This window comes from Ensifer sp. 22521 (assembly GCF_052044795.1).
Taxonomy (GTDB): Bacteria; Pseudomonadota; Alphaproteobacteria; order Rhizobiales; family Rhizobiaceae; genus Ensifer.
Window position 1 is genome coordinate 25190 of the sequence record NZ_JBQENM010000031.1, and the last position, 15177, is coordinate 40366.

The following is a 15177-nucleotide window of genomic DNA, read 5'->3' on the forward strand; positions in this document are numbered from 1 at the left end:
ACAAGCCTGTCATTTGCGGACGTTATGGAAAAGTATAAGATGTACAGTTGTCTAGATCAATAGACATTTGAGGTGAAAATGATGGATGCGAAGCTGAAACAGGAAAGCCCGCCGGATCCGGCACGCAAGGAGGCCATGCGGTTGCTCGCCCAGGCAACCCTCGAGGAGCTGACGACGGTCTGGGAAGGGCTCGGCGACAAGCCAGAGGTCCATCCGGTCCGCGGCCCGGAAACCGGTCTCGTCATGGTGCGTGGCCGCATCGGCGGCGGCGGCGATCCCTTCAATCTCGGCGAGGCGACGGTCTCGCGCGCCACCATCCGGCTTTCGACCGGCGAGATCGGCCACGGGCAGCTGCTCGGCACGGACCGACAGCGCGCGCGGCTTGCAGCGATCTTCGACGCGCTCTCCCAGCGCGACGGTGACAAGGCGGATGTCGAGTCCCTGCTTCGACGCGTCGCCGAGCGGCTTGCACAGGAGGAGCGCCGCAAGGCCGAAGAGACCGCGGCTACCCGCGTCGACTTTTTCACCATGGTCCGGGGAGACGACTGATGGCCAGCCAATCGCAGATTTACGCCGGCGCCTTCGCCGATCCGGTCTTTGCCGCCCAATCCGTCTTCCGCAACCTGATCGACGGTTTTGCCCGCCCAGGCGCGATCAAGCAGCTTTCGGCCAAGAGCACGCCGCCCGCGCCGCTCGGCGCCGCGGCCGGCGCCGTGGCATTGACGCTTTGTGACCATGACACGCCTCTCTGGCTGACGCCGGCGCTCGGAAAATCGGCCGTTCCGCAATGGGTCGCTTTCCATACGGGCGCCTCGGTGACCACCAGCAAGACCGAAGCCCGATTCGCCTTCGTCGAAAAAGGCGCCACCTTCCCAGGTTTCGACCAGTTCTCGCTCGGCACCCAGGAATACCCGGATCGATCGACGACGCTCGTCATCGAAGTCGAGGCGCTGACCGGCGGCCCGTTGCTGACCGCCAAGGGTCCCGGCATCAAGGACGAGACGGACTTTGCCGTGAAGGGCCTGCCCGACGTCTTCCTCGAATTCTGGACCGCCAACCGCGCAATCTTCCCGCGCGGCGTCGATCTCGTGCTGACGGCTGGAGAAGACCTGCTCTGCCTGCCGCGCTCAACCCGTCTTTCGCAGAAGGAGGCGTAATCCATGTACGTAGCCGTCAAGGGCGGGGAAGCCGCCATTGCCAATGCCCACCGCCTTCTCGCCGATCGCCGTCGCGGCGACCGCAACCTGCCGTCGATCACCATCGAACAGGTGGTCGAGCAGCTCGGCCTCGCCGTCGATCGGGTGATGGCGGAAGCCTCGCTCTATGATCGCGCGCTCGCAGCGCTCGCCGTCCGCCAGGCGCGGGGCGACTTGATCGAAGCGATCTTCATCCTGCGCGCCTACCGCACGACGCTGCCACGCTTCGGTTACTCGGAACCGGTCGACACCGCCAACATGAAGGTCGAACGCCGCGTATCGGCGACCTACAAGGATCTGCCCGGCGGACAATTGCTCGGCCCGACATTCGACTATACCCACCGCCTGCTCGACCCGTCGCTGATCGCCGACGAGAGCGTCGCCGAACCGGCGGTCAAGGAACCCGGCGAAGATGTGATGCGCGTCTCCGACATTCTCGACGGCGAGGGCCTGATCGAGGGCGACGGCCAGATGCCCGAGGGCCATGTCATGGGCGACCTTACGCGCGAGCCGATGGAATTTCCGATGGCCCGGGACCTCCGCCTGCAGGCGCTCGCCCGCGGCGACGAAGGATTCCTCCTGGCGCTCGCCTATTCGACCCAGCGCGGTTACGGCCGTACCCATCCGTTCGTCGGCGAAGTGCGCATCGGCGAAGTGGAGGTCGAGCTCGATCTGCCCGAGCTCGGCTTTGCCGTCTCGCTCGGCGCGATCCGCGTCACCGAATGCCAGATGGTCAACCAGTTCATGGGCTCGGCCAAGCAGCCGCCGCAGTTCACCCGCGGGTACGGCCTCGTTTTCGGTCAGAGTGAACGCAAGGCGATGTCGATGTCGCTGGTCGACCGGGCGCTGCGCACGGACGAGTTCAGCGAGGATATCGTCGCGCCGGCCCAGGATCAGGAATTCGTCATCTCGCACGCCGACAACGTTCAGGCGACCGGCTTCGTCGAGCACCTGAAGCTACCGCACTATGTCGACTTCCAGGCCGAACTGGACCTCGTCCGGCGCATGCGCCGCGGCTACGAGGCGGCCAACGCCGACGACACGGCGAAGGAACAACGGGAGGCGGCCGAATGATCGGGCAAACCGCATGGACGCGCGCTGACTGTTCAGTCGCCGCCGCCATCTCCACCGCCGCAATCGCCACCACTGTCACCGGCAAAGACGACACCGGCATCGCCGGAACCATCGTCCTTGCGCGCCTCGGCGTCCGGCTCGCGCCGGGCATTGCGGGCGGCCCAGAACAGGGCGGCCACCACCACCGCGACGATCACAACCACCCAGAAAACTATCTCGCTCAAATCCTGACCCCATCCGCGGTCGACACACTCAAGGGTAATCGGCGATGAACGACCTTGCTACTTATAATTTCGCCTATCTGGACGAACAGACGAAACGCATGATCCGCCGCGCCATCCTGAAGGCGATCGCGATCCCCGGCTACCAGGTCCCCTTCGCCTCACGCGAAATGCCGATGCCCTATGGCTGGGGCACCGGCGGCGTCCAGGTCACCGCTTCGATCCTCGGGCCGGAGGACGTGCTGAAGGTCATCGACCAGGGCGCCGACGACACCACCAACGCCGTCTCGATCCGCGCCTTCTTCCAGAAGGTCGCCAATGTCGCCGTCACCACCCGGACGAAGGAGGCGACGATCATCCAGACGCGCCACCGCATCCCCGAGGAAAAGCTCTCGGAAGGCCAGACGCTCGTCTACCAGGTGCCGATCCCGGAACCCTTGCGCTTCCTCGAACCGCGCGAGACCGAAACACGCAAGATGCACGCGCTTGAGGAATACGGGCTGATGCATGTGAAGCTCTACGAGGACATCGCCCGCAACGGCCATATCGCCACGACTTACGCGTATCCGGTCAAGGTCGAGGGCCGCTATGTCATGGACCCCTCGCCGACACCGAAGTTCGACAATCCGAAGATGCATATGTCGGAAGCGCTGCAGCTCTTCGGCGCCGGCCGCGAAAAGCGCATATATGCCGTACCGCCCTACACCGACGTCGTCAGCCTCGACTTCGACGACCATCCCTTCGAGATCCAGAGCTTCGACAAGCCCTGTGCACTCTGTGGTGCGGAGGACGTCTATCTGGACGAGGTCATTCTCGACGACAAGGGCGGGCGCATGTTCGTCTGCTCCGACACCGATCACTGCGAAGACCGCCGCGCCTGCGGCCATGCAGGTCACATGCTCGCCCGCCAGGAGGCCGCAGAATGAGTACCCTCCCGCTTCTGAAAGTGAACGACCTCTCGAAGTTCTACGGAAGCCGCATCGGCTGCCGCAACGTCTCCTTCGAGCTTTATGCGGGCGAAGTGCTCGCCATCGTCGGCGAATCCGGCTCCGGCAAGACGACGTTGCTCTCGTGCCTCTCGACCCGGCTGATGCCGACCTCGGGTATCGTCGAGTACCATATGCGCGACGGTCAGTACCGTGATCTTGCCCGCATGGGCGAAGCGGAACGCCGCTTCCTGATGCGCACCGACTGGGGCTTCGTTCATCAGAACCCGGCCGATGGCCTGCGCATGACGGTCTCGGCCGGCGCCAATGTCGGCGAACGACTGATGGCCGTCGGCGATCGTCACTATGGCAACATTCGCGCCACCGCCAGCGACTGGCTGGAGCGAGTGGAAATCGGCGTCGATCGCATCGACGACCAGCCGCGCGCCTTCTCCGGCGGCATGCGCCAGCGCCTGCAGATCGCCCGCAACCTCGTCACCTCCCCACGCCTCGTCTTCATGGACGAGCCGACCGGCGGTCTCGACGTGTCGGTGCAGGCACGCTTGCTCGACCTGGTGCGCGGGCTTGTGCATGACCTCGGCCTTGCCGCTGTTATCGTCACCCACGACCTTGCCGTCGCCCGCCTGCTTTCACACCGCATGATGGTGATGAAGGATGGCGCAGTCATCGAACAGGGACTGACCGACCGGGTGCTCGACGATCCGCGCGAGCCCTATACCCAGCTCCTCGTCTCCTCGATCTTGCAGGTGTAAATCATGGCTACGCCCCTCGTTGTTTCCGAAGTCGCAAAAAGCTTCACCATGCACCTGCGCGACGGCGTCCGCCGGCCCGTCGTCGCAAATGTCTCCTTCTCGGTCAAGGCAGGCGAGTGCGTTGTTCTCGGTGGCCCCTCCGGCGTCGGCAAGAGCTCGATCCTGAAAATGCTGTACGGCAATTACGGCGTGGACGAAGGCCAGATCCTGATGGATCACGACGGCAAGCTGGTAAACCTGGCAACGGCCGAGCCGCGCACCGTGCTTGAGGTCCGGCGCACGACGCTCGGTTATGTCAGCCAGTTCCTGCGTGTCGTGCCCCGTGTCTCCGCTCTCGACATCGTCGCGGAACCCTTGCAGGCCCGCGGCACCCCGATCGAAGAGGCGCGTGCGCACGCGGCGGAACTCTTAAGCAAGCTCAACCTGCCGCGCGAACTCTGGAGCCTGCCACCAGCCACCTTCTCCGGCGGCGAGCAGCAGCGCGTCAACATCGCCCGCGGCTTCATCACCGACCACAGGATCCTGCTGCTCGACGAGCCGACCGCATCGCTCGACGCCAAGAACAGGGCCGTCGTCGTCGAACTGATCGCTGAGAAGAAGGCGAAGGGTACGGCGCTGATCGGCATCTTCCACGATGAAGAGGTCCGCGACGCCGTTGCCGACCGCATTCTCGACGTCTCGGCCTTCTCGCCGCGAAAGGCTGCCGCATGAGCCAGAAGCTTGGGCTCGAGCCCTTCATCCATCCGACGGCGAGCGTCAACAATTCGACGTTCGGCCGCTATACTGAAGTCCAGGAGCGTTCGCGGCTCGACGAGGTCGAGTTCGGCGACTATTCCTACATCATGCAGGACGGCTCGATCTGGTGCGCGACGATCGGCAAGTTCGTCAACATCGCCGCCGCCGTGCGCATCAACGCCACCAATCATCCGACCTGGCGGGCCACCCTGCACCACTTCACCTACCGCGCACCGAACTATTGGGATGATACCGAACTCGACCACGACCTCTTCGCCTGGCGACGATCGAACCGGGTGACGATCGGTCACGACGTCTGGATCGGCCACGGCGCCACCATCCTGCCTGGCGTCACCGTCGGCAATGGCGCGGTGATCGGCGCCGGCGCCGTCGTCTCCAAGGATGTCGAGCCCTATACCATCGTCGGCGGCGTCCCCGCGAAGCTCATCCGCAGCCGTTTCAACGAAGGTATTGGCGAGCGGTTGGACACGCTCGCCTGGTGGGACTGGGACCACCAGCGCCTCCGCCGCGCGCTTGACGATTTCCGCGAACTGACGGCCGAGGAATTTCTGGTGCGCTACGCATAAGTGATCAGGCGCCGAGCGCAGGTTCGGCGCCCTCTCGAGCTGAGAACGAGGCGATCTACGGCCCGTTCACCAGTCTCAGAATCAACTGGTGGATATTGCCGCCGTCGGTGAGCTCAACCTGGTCGAAGTCGCGGCTGCGCTGGCGTTGTGCCTGCGAGAGCGCGCCGAGGCGCTTGGTCATTTCGGTCCTGATCTTGCGGCACTTCGGGTCGTCGGGAACGGTGAGGCCGAGGGTCGCAGACTCGATCGCGCGCACCATCTCCTTGATGAAATCGCCGTGCACGAGTTCATGCTTGCGCACGCTGTCGATGAAGATGTCCCAGTTTTCGCGCGTGCCCGCAGGCAGAGGCTTCGCGGGCTTCGGCAGGGTATAGGTGATGATCAGCTTCGGCTTTGCCGTCGTCAGCACGCAGGCGCCTGCCTGTTCTTCGTACTTCCGCGTCCAGGTCAGCTTGAAATTGGTATGGGCGATCGCCCGGCCAAGTCCGGCCTTCGGCCCGCGCTCGCCGATCGACGCATAAAGGTCCGCGCCCGTCTGCCCTTCGATGGCATAGGGCGCTTCCTTCTCGACCGCCTGCCACTCGGCAAACGCACAGCGCGGCGTGGACGCGAAGCAAAGGGCAACCACCCCCAGACAAAGGCTTTTGTTCAATCCAAACCTCGACGTTCGCCCCTTACGGCGCACAACTTTACCAGCCTTCCTTAAACGGGAATCGGCGGATGGCAACAGTTCAATTGCAAAGGCACCGCAGCCCAATCTGAGCCGCAGTGCCCTTGTCGTTTATGCGATCGTGTCGGGCCAGTTGCGGGAGGGGTCAACAGGCCGACGATAACGACCTTAGTTGACGGCAGTCAGCGTCATCGATGTGCCGGTTGCCGCAAGGTTGAGGCCGATCTGGCCGGTCACGCTGACCGTCTGCAGATGGATCGAACCGGAAGTGCCGCCGACGAGGATGTTGGCGCCGATGCCGGCGCCGACCGTCGCTTCGGCGGTTGCACCCTGATAGAGGCCACCGAGCGAGCCGCGGTGGTAGCCAGCGGTCGGTGCAAACACCGCCCAGATCAGCCGGCTCTGCGTCGTGAAGCCGACATCGACACCCATCTTGCGGATGGCGCCAGCGTAGTGGTCGGAAGCCTCAGCCCCCATCGTCGAGCGGAAGACGCAATCGACTTCCTTGGCAGAACCGAGCACATAGCCGACGCCGCCGGCGATGTTGCAATCGAGGTAGCCGATCTTGACGCCGTTGCTGGTGTCCGGCTCCGGTTGCGGTTGTACTGTCGCGAGATCGGCTGCGTTTGCGGCCATCGCACCAGCGAGAACCAGAGACGCTGCGGACACCTTCACGGCAAAACTCTTTTTCATTCTTGTCTCCTTCTCGGAACTTCAGAAATCATTGGCAGTTAACCGGCGGCACACGAACTCAAGCACTTAGCGCACGCTGCAGGAAAGACGAGGCATAGCCCGCGATCCGGCAATTCCGTGGCAGATATTCGTTAGCCGAGAAAATTGATGGGGTTTCCCCAACAATGACCGGAGATTGTGTTGAAAAAGCCACGGCCGACGGTATCGGCACGCCGTCCCGGAAGCCAGATCCGCCCCGACGGGAGCAATTCGCGCGCGCGAAAAGAAAAAGAGAGAGAGAGAGAGAGAGAGAGAGAGAGACACGATCGGGCGGCACTGCGGCCACCCGATCGGAAGATTGAGGGCTCAGGCCATCGCCGATTGCAGCAGGAACCCGCCGGCAATTCGCGCCGTCAACGCCAGCGAAACGGCGCCGGCATCGGGGTGACCGATGCTCTTTTCGGCGAGCGGACGGGCGCGGCCAAGCTTCGGCGTCAGGCTGGAAGTCGCCTCTGCGGCGGCGGTCGCGGCCTTGGCGGCAGCCTGCCACGCCTCGATCAGACGCTTGCCGGCGGCAAACTCACGCTCCAGGGTTTCGACAAAGGGCACCAGCGCATCGACGAGGGTCTTGTCGCCGACGCGTGCACGGCCGAGGCGCGTGACGCCATCGAGGGCGCGGCGTGCGCCATCGACGATGGCGGCGTCCGAGGGCGCCGTCGCGTCGTCGAAAGCATTGCTCCACGAACGCAGCAACAGACCCCAGATCGCACCCGACGTGCCGCCGGCGCGATCCGCCCAGGCATCGCCCGCCGCCGCGAGGACGCTTGCAGCGCCGGCGCCGGCCGCGACCGCCGTCTTTGCCGCCTCGTCGGCTGCGGCGGAACCGCGGCGCATGCCCTGACCGTGGTCGCCATCACCGGCGAAGGCGTCGATACGGCCGAGTTCGTCTTCCGCCTCCTTCAACGCTTCGGCAATCTTGCCAATCAGTCGGGCAATGCACTTGCCGCTCTCCTTCGAAGCATCGGATGCGGGGGCAAACATCTGCGGGCCGTCCTCGACCTTGATCTCTTCGGTCGCGGGCTCGGCCGCGATGATCGCGCCCTTGCGCAGCACCGGCGCATCGCACGGCGCGCGCCAATAGGTCTCAAGCTCATCGTTCAGCCACATCAGCGTTAGCGAGCAGCCCTGCATGTCCAGGCTGGTGACGAATTCGCCGCATTCGGGATCGACGATCTCGAGGCCGGCCGCCTTCAGTTCCTTCTCGACCGCGACCCAAAGCACGAAGAGTTCCTCGTATTTCGTCGAGCCGAGACCGTTCAGGACAGGCGCAACTTTGCGGACATCCGCCGGGCGTTCGGCCAGCAGCTTGCCGACCAGAAGCTTGGCGAACTCGCTCGCCGAAACCATCTTTTCTTCGCGGATGCCCGGCTCGCCGTGGATGCCGAGGCCAAGCGCCATCTCGCCCTTCGGCACGGCAAAGAGCGGTGCCTTGGCGCCCGGAAGCGTACAGCCGCCAAAGGCCACGCCGAAAGAAACGGTGCGGTCGTTGGCAAGGCGAGTGACGCGCTCGACCTGATCCAGGTTAAGGCCGGCTTCGGCAGCAGCGCCCGCGATCTTGAAGACCACGAGGTCGCCGGCAATACCGCGGCGCTTGGAAGGCGTTTCAGCGGAAGCGCTGGCAACGTCGTCCGTCACCGGCACGATGCGCACGTCGATGCCTTCAGCGCGCAGGCGCTCGGCAGCGACGCCGAAGTTCAGGACGTCACCGGCGTAGTTGCCGAAACCGAGCAGCACGCCACCGCCCTGATCGGCCTGGCGGCAGACGCGGGCAACGGCCGCGGTCGAGGGAGAAGCGAAGACATCGCCGGCAACGGCGGCATCCGCCATGCCCGGGCCGACATAGCCGGCAAAAGCGGGGTAGTGCCCGGAGCCGCCGCCGATGACGACAGCGACCTTGCCCTTCGGCACCTGGGTCGAGCGAACGACTCCGCCCTTCACGAGACGGACGTTGCGCGCGTAAATCGAACTGAAGCCGGCAAGCGCGGTCGTGGCGAACTCTTCCGGTGCGTCAAAGATTGTGGTCATCGCGTCTCTTCCCTTATTCGCGAGGCAGAATGCGCCTCAGATAGTCCCGGTTGGCAGCGCTGACGGAGAGGCCGTCGCCGCCGTAATGTTCGCAGAGGAACGGGCTGTTGAAGCCGTGGGTAAGCGCCATTCGGATCGCGGCGCGGTAGTTGATCACACCGAACTCCAGCGGCGTAGGATGGGTAACGATCAGGCCCGACGTTTCGTCCTCGGTGCGGTAGTAGTTCTTGACGTGCCAATACTTCGCGAAGGGAGCAACCTTGGCCATCATCTGCTGCCAGTGCTCGACCGGACGGTGCAGGCGAACGAGGTTGCCCAGATCGGCATTGATGCCGACGTTCGGCAAGCCGACATCGGTGACGAAGCGCACGGCACTGTCGGCCGAGCCGATATAGGTATCCTCGTACATTTCGAGCGCCAGCTCGATGCCGAGTTCCTCGGCATGACGGCCAAGATCACGAATACGCTGAACGGCCTTCTGCCAGGTGGCGGGCTCGTCGGGGTTCTTGACGCCATCGACGGTCCAGAACCACAGCGCCTTCTTCTGCGCGTCAGTCAGCGGGCCAAAAAAGCCGAAGGAAACGGAGCCCGCACCGATGGCGGCCGCGGTTTCAATGACCCGGTGGCCGTAGGCAAGATACTCGTCGCCATGCTCCGGGTCGATCACGCTGCGCCGCGCAGTCGAGATCGCCGGCATGGTGAGGCCGAGGTCATGGGCGAGCTTGACGAAGCTGTCGAGTCGATCCGGCGAGAGGTCAGCAAGCCGGATCCAGCTGTCGGTGGGGTCGAGTTCGGTGAAGCCGGCATCGACCACATCGGCGAGCGTTTTTGCCCATTGCTCGACCGATTGCTCCTGCACCGAACTGCCGTCGGCCAGCACGTTTGGATATTGGATCATGGCGGCCGCGATCGGCCAGGTTTCACGGGTCCATTTGCGCGATGTGTTCGCCATGACCTTCCTCGTCGTGTCTGGATGTTGGGGGTGCGGCGGCTCCGTCAAGCCGCCGCGCTGCCGTCGCCATGCGGGGCATCGGGATCGTGGTTGCGCTTGCGGACCAGGCCGATCAGTCCGAAGACAAGCGGCGACAGCAGGAGTGCAAGAGCGAGCGCCATCAGAGAGGAAACCAGCGGGTTCGACCAGAAGATATTGAGGCTGCCGCCTGAAAGCAGCATGGACTGGCGGAAGGCGTCCTCGGCTTTGTCGCCAAGCACCATGGCGAGAACCAACGGCGCCAGCGGGTACTCGAGCTTCTTGAAGACATAGCCGAGCACGCCGAAGCCGATGACCAGGAAGATGTCGGAGACCGAGTTTGCCACCTGGTAGGCGCCGGAGAAGATCACGGCGACGATAATCGGGCCGATGATCGCAAAGGGCACGCGCAGGATCGAGGCGTAGAGCGGCACGGTGGCGATCACCAGGAACACGGCGACGACGTTGCCGAGATACATCGAGGCGATCAGCCCCCAGACGAAGTCCGGCCGCTCGGTAAAGAGCATCGGGCCGGGCGTCAGACCCCAAATCATCAGGCCACCCATCATGACGGCGGCCGTTGCCGAGCCGGGGACGCCGAGCGCCAGCATCGGAAGCAGTGCCGAGGTACCGGCGGAGTGGTCAGCGGTTTCGGGTGCCACAACGCCACGCGGATCGCCCTTGCCGAACTTCGACTTATCGCGGGCCGACCGACGGGCAACGCCGTAGCTCATGAAGGAGGCCGCCGTCGGGCCGGCGGGCGTGATGCCCATCCAGATGCCGATGATCGTCGAGCGCAGGATCGTGAACCAGTAGCGCGGGATCTCGATCAGCGTGCGGCCGATCTCGACGAGCTTGACGCGCGCCTTGATGCCCTCGAAGCGCAAGCCTTCTTCCGTGGTCAGCAAGAGTTCGCCGATGCCGAAGAGGCCCATGACGGCGATCAGGAAGCTGACGCCCTTGATCAGGGTCGGGATATCGAAGGTAAGCCGCAGGTCACCGGAGATCGTGTCCATGCCGACGGAGGCAAGCGCAAAGCCGAGCATCATCGAGACGAGCGTCTTGAACGGCGATTGCGCACCCATGGAAATGAAGCTGGCGAAGGCCAGGAAATAGACCGCGAAGTATTCCGGGGACGAGAAGCGCAGCGCAAAGTTCGCGACCCAGCCGGAGAGCAGCGTGATCATAACGACGCCGGCAAGCGCGCCGATGCCGGCAGACACGAAGGCGAGCGTCAGTGCGCGGCTCGCCTGGCCGGCTTTCGCCATCGGATATCCGTCGAAGGTCGTCGCCACCGACGAAGGTTCGCCGGGAATGTTGAAGAGGATCGATGTGGTCGACCCGCCGAAGAGTGCGCCCCAGTACATGCAGGAGAGCAGGATGATGGCGGAGATCGGATCCATCGAGAAGGTCAGCGGCAACAGCAGCGACACGCCGTTGGGCGCGCCAAGGCCCGGCAGCACGCCGACCAGAATGCCGAGCGTGACGCCGACCATCATCAGCAGGATATGGTTCCAGCTGAGGATGTGGCCGAAGCCATCGATCAGAAGACCGATATTTTCCATGTCATTCCTCCCGGGAAAGCGTGGGCGGTCGGGATCAGTAGATCCCGAACCAGGCCTCGACCGGTCCCTTGAGCAGGGGAACCTTGAAGCCGATCTCGAATACGATGAAGAAGAACAGCGAAACGGCGACGCCCGACGGCAACGCGATCCACCATTTGTAACGCCCCTGGAAAAGCATTGTGCCGGCGATATAGAGCGCCGTGCCGACGTAAAGGCCGAGCCAGGCGGAAACGCCGGCAAAGGCGATCAGCGGCAACAGAAACGACGAGACCACCTTGGCGCGGTGACCGTCGATGAAGATCTCACCCGTGCCGCGATGCTTGGCGAAAGCGTGGATCGCGTTCGCAGCGCTTCCGAGAAGGATCAGAAGGCCGACATAGAAGGGAAAATAACCGGCTTCCGGCCCGAATTCGGTCCATCCCGCACCGATATCGAGGGACCCGTAGCAGACCGCCGCGCCGAAGGCGCCGGTCAGCGCAGCAACGCCAAGCTCAACCGCGAAGCGGGAGACCCCATTCGCACCGTTCTCGCTCATGATCGTGACCTTTCAAAGCGGATGACGGGTACCCGAAGGCACCCGCCTCAATGTCTCGCCCTTAGTTGGCGAGCCAACCTTCGCGCTTCAGCACTTCGCCGACGGCAACGCCGTCCATATCGATGGCGGCCTTGAAATCGTCGCCAGCGATGTAGGAGGGGGACTGTGAGGTGTCGGCGAGGTACTTCGCCCATTCCGGCGTTTCCGAAACCTTGCGCATCAGGTCCGCATAGAACTTGACCACATCCTGGTCAACGCCGGCCGGCAGCCAGACGGTGCGCGGCATCGAGTAGTTGTCGATGGCGATGCCCGATTCCTTGCAGGTCGGAATATCGCTCCAGCCCTTGTCACCGGCGATCTTGGCGTCGTTCGAAAGCTTGACGCTCTTGAAGACGCAGAGCGGCTTGACCATGCCGGCCTGCCACTGGCCGAGGTTTTCGCTCGGGTTGTTGACGTTGGCGTCGAGGTGTTCGCCGGCAAGCTGGACGGCTGCTTCACCGCCGCTCTTGAACGGGATGTAGTTGATCGTAGCACCAGTCGCCTCGTTGATCATCGAGGTGAGGATCTGGTCGACGTCCTTGGACTGACTGCCGCCGATCTTCAGGCCGCCTTCCTTCGCCTTGGCAGCAAAGTCGGCCGCCGTGTTGTAGGTGGCCTTGCCGTTGACCCAGAGAACGAATTCGTCGGAAGCGAGCGCCGCGACCGGGGTCAGGTCTTCAGCCTTGTACGGCACCTTGGCGCGAACCGGCAGCAGGTAGGCATTGTTCGTGCCGAAAGCGAGTTTGTAAGCGTCGCCCTTGTTGGTCGCCGTGTAGACGAAACCTTCGGCGCCGCCGGCGCTGCCCTTGTTGGTAACGACGACCGGAGCCTTCATCAGCTCGTACTTGCCGATGATCGCCTGGATCGTGCGGGCGAAGATGTCGGTGCCGCCACCGGGACCTGCCGTGACGACGAATTCAACCGGGCGATCGGGTTCGAAGGCTGCGGCCGGAGCAGCAACCCCGAAGACGGCTGCCATGATGCATGCGATGGAGACGGTATTCTTCAAGTCGGGTCCTCCCGTTTTGTGGTTCTGTGGCGCAAGACCTCCTCCTGCGCCGTTATTGCGTGAAAGCGTGCGAAATCAGGCGGCGGCCTTGAGCGCGGCCTTTTTCTTTGCCATGCGCACGGCGAGCAGCAGCGCTTCGCGGCTGGCGCCGACGTCGGCAATGCCCTTGCCGGCGATGTCATAAGCCGTGCCATGGGCCGGCGTGCAGAGCGCGAAAGGCAGACCGCCCATCATGGTCACGCCCTTGTCGAAGCCCATTAGCTTCATCGCGATCTGGCCCTGGTCGTGATACATGGTGAGGACGGCGTTGTAGCCTTCCTTGAGAGCGCGACCGAAAACGGTATCGGCCGGGAACGGCCCCTCGACGTTGAAGCCGAGTGCCTTCGCCTTTTCGACCGCCGGTTCGATGATGTCGATCTCTTCCATGCCGAAGCTGCCGCCGTCGCCGGCGTGCGGGTTGAGACCGGCAACCGCGATCTTCGCCTCTTCATAACCCGCCTCCTTGAGGCAGGCCCGGGTCAGCTCGAGTTCGGCGATGATACCGTCGACCGAGAGGTTGTCAGCTACGTCCTTGAGTGGAATGTGCGAGGTGACGCGCGCGTTCCAGACCTTCTCGAGGACGTTGAACTCGCGAACCTTGCCGGTGAAGCAGAGAACATCGGCAACGAAACGGATTTCGTCGTCATAGCCCGGATAGGCAAAGCGCATGGCCTTCTTGTTGAAGGGCGTGAAGCAGACGGCGTCGGCCTTGCCAGCATGCGCCAGTTCGAGCGCGGCGCGGAAGTTGCGGGTAGCAAAGGTTCCGCCCGCAAGCGTCGCTTCGCCGCGCACGACATCTGCCGGATCGAGGTGGGCGAGGTCGACGAAAACGTGGCGCGACGTGCCGGCCTTTTCCAGATCCTCAAGCGTCGACGGCTCGAGATCGAGCGTCACGCCCGCAGCCTTGGCGCCTTCATCCAGGATCCTGCGATCACCGATCGTGATGATGTGTGCGGCTTCGCGGATATCGGCAAGCGCCAGCAGCTTTGCTGTGAGTTCCGGGCTGATACCCGCCGGATCGCCCATGGCGAGCGCGATGACAGGACGCGCGCCGTTACCGGCAGCACCGTTAGTCGTCATGTGAGATGTCCTCCGCTTCATTCTTTCGGTTGCCGTCATACGTTATTCAAAATTCTGCATCAAGTCTTTTGTATTCTGTATGCAGCATTTTCTGTTGACGATGGGACTGCCGGTCTCCATGCTTTAATGAGACAGCGCTGATTCAATCGGCACGAACGGGAACAGACGGTCGACACCCAGTCGCCAGACGAAGAAGCAAAACAATGAACGAAATCACATCTCTGGAGAGACGGCCGGATGGCGGCCCTGGCCCGATCAGGCGCACGGCGCTGCACGACACGCTGGTCAGCCACCTGCGCGACATGATCATCGAAGGCGACCTATCGCCCGGCACCCGCCTGCACGAAGGCCAGCTTGGCGAACAGCTGGGCGTGTCCCGCACGCCACTGCGCGAAGCCATCAAGTATCTGGCGAGCGAGGGGCTGGTGGAGCTCGTCCCGAGCCGAGGCGCCGTCGTCAAGCGCTTCAGCGCCAAGGACGTGCACGACATGCTGACAGTCCTGCAGACGCTGGAGGAACTGGCCGGCAAGCTCGCCTGCGAGGCGGCAAGCGACGCGGGCATTGCCGAAGTGCGTGCGCTGCACGACGAGATGGTCCAGCGCTACAAGGCCAGCGACCGGCTGCAGTATTACAAACTCAACCAGCAGATCCATTCGGCCATTGTCCAACTCGCGGGAAACGCCGCCTTGGTCGACATGCACGCGGTGCTTCAGACGCGGTTGAAGCGCATCCGCTTCATCGGCCACGAGGGGCCGGAGAAATGGGCAGCTGCCGTTGCCGAACATGAAGAGATGATCGTCGCGCTCGAGGCCCGTGACAAGGCAAAGCTGTCGGAGGTTCTCGGCCGTCACCTGGTGAACGCCTGGGAGCGCGTCAAAGCTTCCGTTTGATTCTTCTCTGAGGGCAGGATTTGCTCTCGACATACGGTAATTCGAAGGGTGCCCGATGGGCGCCCTTCGTCATTCAGCGGCCAAATGCTGCAGCCGAGCGAATCGGTTGCG

Annotated in this window: 17 protein-coding genes; 8 read left to right on the plus strand and 9 right to left on the minus strand. The window is 63.6% G+C overall.

The window, feature by feature from the left end:
- Window positions 1-81: 81 nt before the first annotated feature.
- From phnG to ACTJKE_RS31130, 3 genes are read left to right on the plus strand one after another with little or no spacing between them, the layout of a single operon-like run.
- Window positions 82-549, plus strand: a complete 468-nt coding sequence (phnG, locus tag ACTJKE_RS31120; protein WP_113513064.1) for a phosphonate C-P lyase system protein PhnG — start codon at window positions 82-84, stop codon at window positions 547-549.
- Window positions 549-1157: a phosphonate C-P lyase system protein PhnH gene (phnH, locus tag ACTJKE_RS31125; protein ID WP_440639190.1), complete on the plus strand. Its 609-nt coding sequence runs from the start codon at window positions 549-551 to the stop codon at window positions 1155-1157. The genes phnG and phnH overlap by 1 nt, the downstream gene beginning before the upstream one ends.
- A 3-nt stretch (window positions 1158-1160) precedes the next feature.
- The gene (locus tag ACTJKE_RS31130; RefSeq protein ID WP_113513068.1) at window positions 1161-2270 is read left to right on the plus strand and encodes a carbon-phosphorus lyase complex subunit PhnI; all 1110 of its coding nucleotides are present in this window, start codon (window positions 1161-1163) and stop codon (window positions 2268-2270) included.
- 32 nt (window positions 2271-2302) lie between these two features.
- Here ACTJKE_RS31130 and ACTJKE_RS31135 read toward each other — a convergent pair whose 3' ends face one another.
- The gene (locus ACTJKE_RS31135) at window positions 2303-2494 is read right to left on the minus strand and encodes a hypothetical protein (protein ID WP_162764694.1); all 192 of its coding nucleotides are present in this window, start codon (window positions 2492-2494) and stop codon (window positions 2303-2305) included.
- A gap of 44 nt (window positions 2495-2538) precedes the next feature.
- Between ACTJKE_RS31135 and ACTJKE_RS31140 the strand changes: the two genes are divergently transcribed.
- The 4 genes from ACTJKE_RS31140 to ACTJKE_RS31155 are packed head-to-tail and all read left to right on the plus strand — an operon-like array spanning window position 2539 to window position 5512.
- Window positions 2539-3417 carry an alpha-D-ribose 1-methylphosphonate 5-phosphate C-P-lyase PhnJ gene (locus ACTJKE_RS31140; RefSeq protein ID WP_058323252.1) on the plus strand — a complete coding sequence of 293 codons (879 nt, stop codon included), beginning with the start codon at window positions 2539-2541 and terminating at the stop codon, window positions 3415-3417.
- Complete coding sequence (gene phnK, locus ACTJKE_RS31145; protein ID WP_058323251.1) at window positions 3414-4190, plus strand: phosphonate C-P lyase system protein PhnK; 777 nt, start codon at window positions 3414-3416, stop codon at window positions 4188-4190. Before ACTJKE_RS31140 ends, phnK begins: the two co-directional genes overlap by 4 nt.
- 3 nt (window positions 4191-4193) lie before the next feature.
- A complete protein-coding gene (phnL, locus tag ACTJKE_RS31150) occupies window positions 4194-4901 on the plus strand; it encodes a phosphonate C-P lyase system protein PhnL (protein ID WP_057251654.1) in 708 nt (235 codons plus the stop codon).
- Window positions 4898-5512, plus strand: a complete 615-nt coding sequence (locus ACTJKE_RS31155) for a DapH/DapD/GlmU-related protein (protein WP_057251655.1) — start codon at window positions 4898-4900, stop codon at window positions 5510-5512. The genes phnL and ACTJKE_RS31155 overlap by 4 nt, the downstream gene beginning before the upstream one ends.
- Before the next feature lie 55 nt (window positions 5513-5567).
- On the opposite strand, the gene ACTJKE_RS31160 is transcribed toward ACTJKE_RS31155, so the two are convergent.
- From ACTJKE_RS31160 to ACTJKE_RS31195, 8 genes are all read right to left on the minus strand, one after another.
- Window positions 5568-6164, minus strand: coding sequence for a DUF922 domain-containing Zn-dependent protease (locus ACTJKE_RS31160; RefSeq protein ID WP_058328368.1), 597 nt, complete (start codon window positions 6162-6164; stop codon window positions 5568-5570).
- 186 nt (window positions 6165-6350) lie between these two features.
- The gene (locus tag ACTJKE_RS31165) at window positions 6351-6875 is read right to left on the minus strand and encodes a DUF992 domain-containing protein (RefSeq protein ID WP_057251657.1); all 525 of its coding nucleotides are present in this window, start codon (window positions 6873-6875) and stop codon (window positions 6351-6353) included.
- Between the two features lie 345 nt (window positions 6876-7220).
- On the minus strand, window positions 7221-8939 hold the full coding sequence (locus tag ACTJKE_RS31170) for a dihydroxyacetone kinase family protein (protein WP_113513070.1): 1719 nt from the start codon (window positions 8937-8939) through the stop codon (window positions 7221-7223).
- A 13-nt stretch (window positions 8940-8952) separates the two neighbouring features.
- A complete protein-coding gene (locus ACTJKE_RS31175; protein ID WP_113513072.1) occupies window positions 8953-9891 on the minus strand; it encodes a sugar phosphate isomerase/epimerase family protein in 939 nt (312 codons plus the stop codon).
- Between the two features lie 44 nt (window positions 9892-9935).
- Entirely contained in the window at window positions 9936-11474 is a 1539-nt protein-coding gene (locus tag ACTJKE_RS31180; protein ID WP_058328364.1) for a tripartite tricarboxylate transporter permease, read from the minus strand.
- Between the two features lie 34 nt (window positions 11475-11508).
- Complete coding sequence (locus ACTJKE_RS31185; protein ID WP_058323244.1) at window positions 11509-12009, minus strand: tripartite tricarboxylate transporter TctB family protein; 501 nt, start codon at window positions 12007-12009, stop codon at window positions 11509-11511.
- A 61-nt stretch (window positions 12010-12070) separates the two neighbouring features.
- The gene (locus ACTJKE_RS31190; protein ID WP_440639184.1) at window positions 12071-13057 is read right to left on the minus strand and encodes a Bug family tripartite tricarboxylate transporter substrate binding protein; all 987 of its coding nucleotides are present in this window, start codon (window positions 13055-13057) and stop codon (window positions 12071-12073) included.
- A 75-nt stretch (window positions 13058-13132) separates the two neighbouring features.
- Window positions 13133-14176, minus strand: coding sequence for a 4-hydroxythreonine-4-phosphate dehydrogenase PdxA (locus ACTJKE_RS31195; protein WP_058328362.1), 1044 nt, complete (start codon window positions 14174-14176; stop codon window positions 13133-13135).
- A gap of 203 nt (window positions 14177-14379) precedes the next feature.
- On the opposite strand from ACTJKE_RS31195, the gene ACTJKE_RS31200 reads away from it, so the two are divergent.
- Window positions 14380-15066 carry a GntR family transcriptional regulator gene (locus ACTJKE_RS31200; RefSeq protein ID WP_058328361.1) on the plus strand — a complete coding sequence of 229 codons (687 nt, stop codon included), beginning with the start codon at window positions 14380-14382 and terminating at the stop codon, window positions 15064-15066.
- The last annotated feature ends 111 nt before the right edge of the window (window positions 15067-15177 follow it).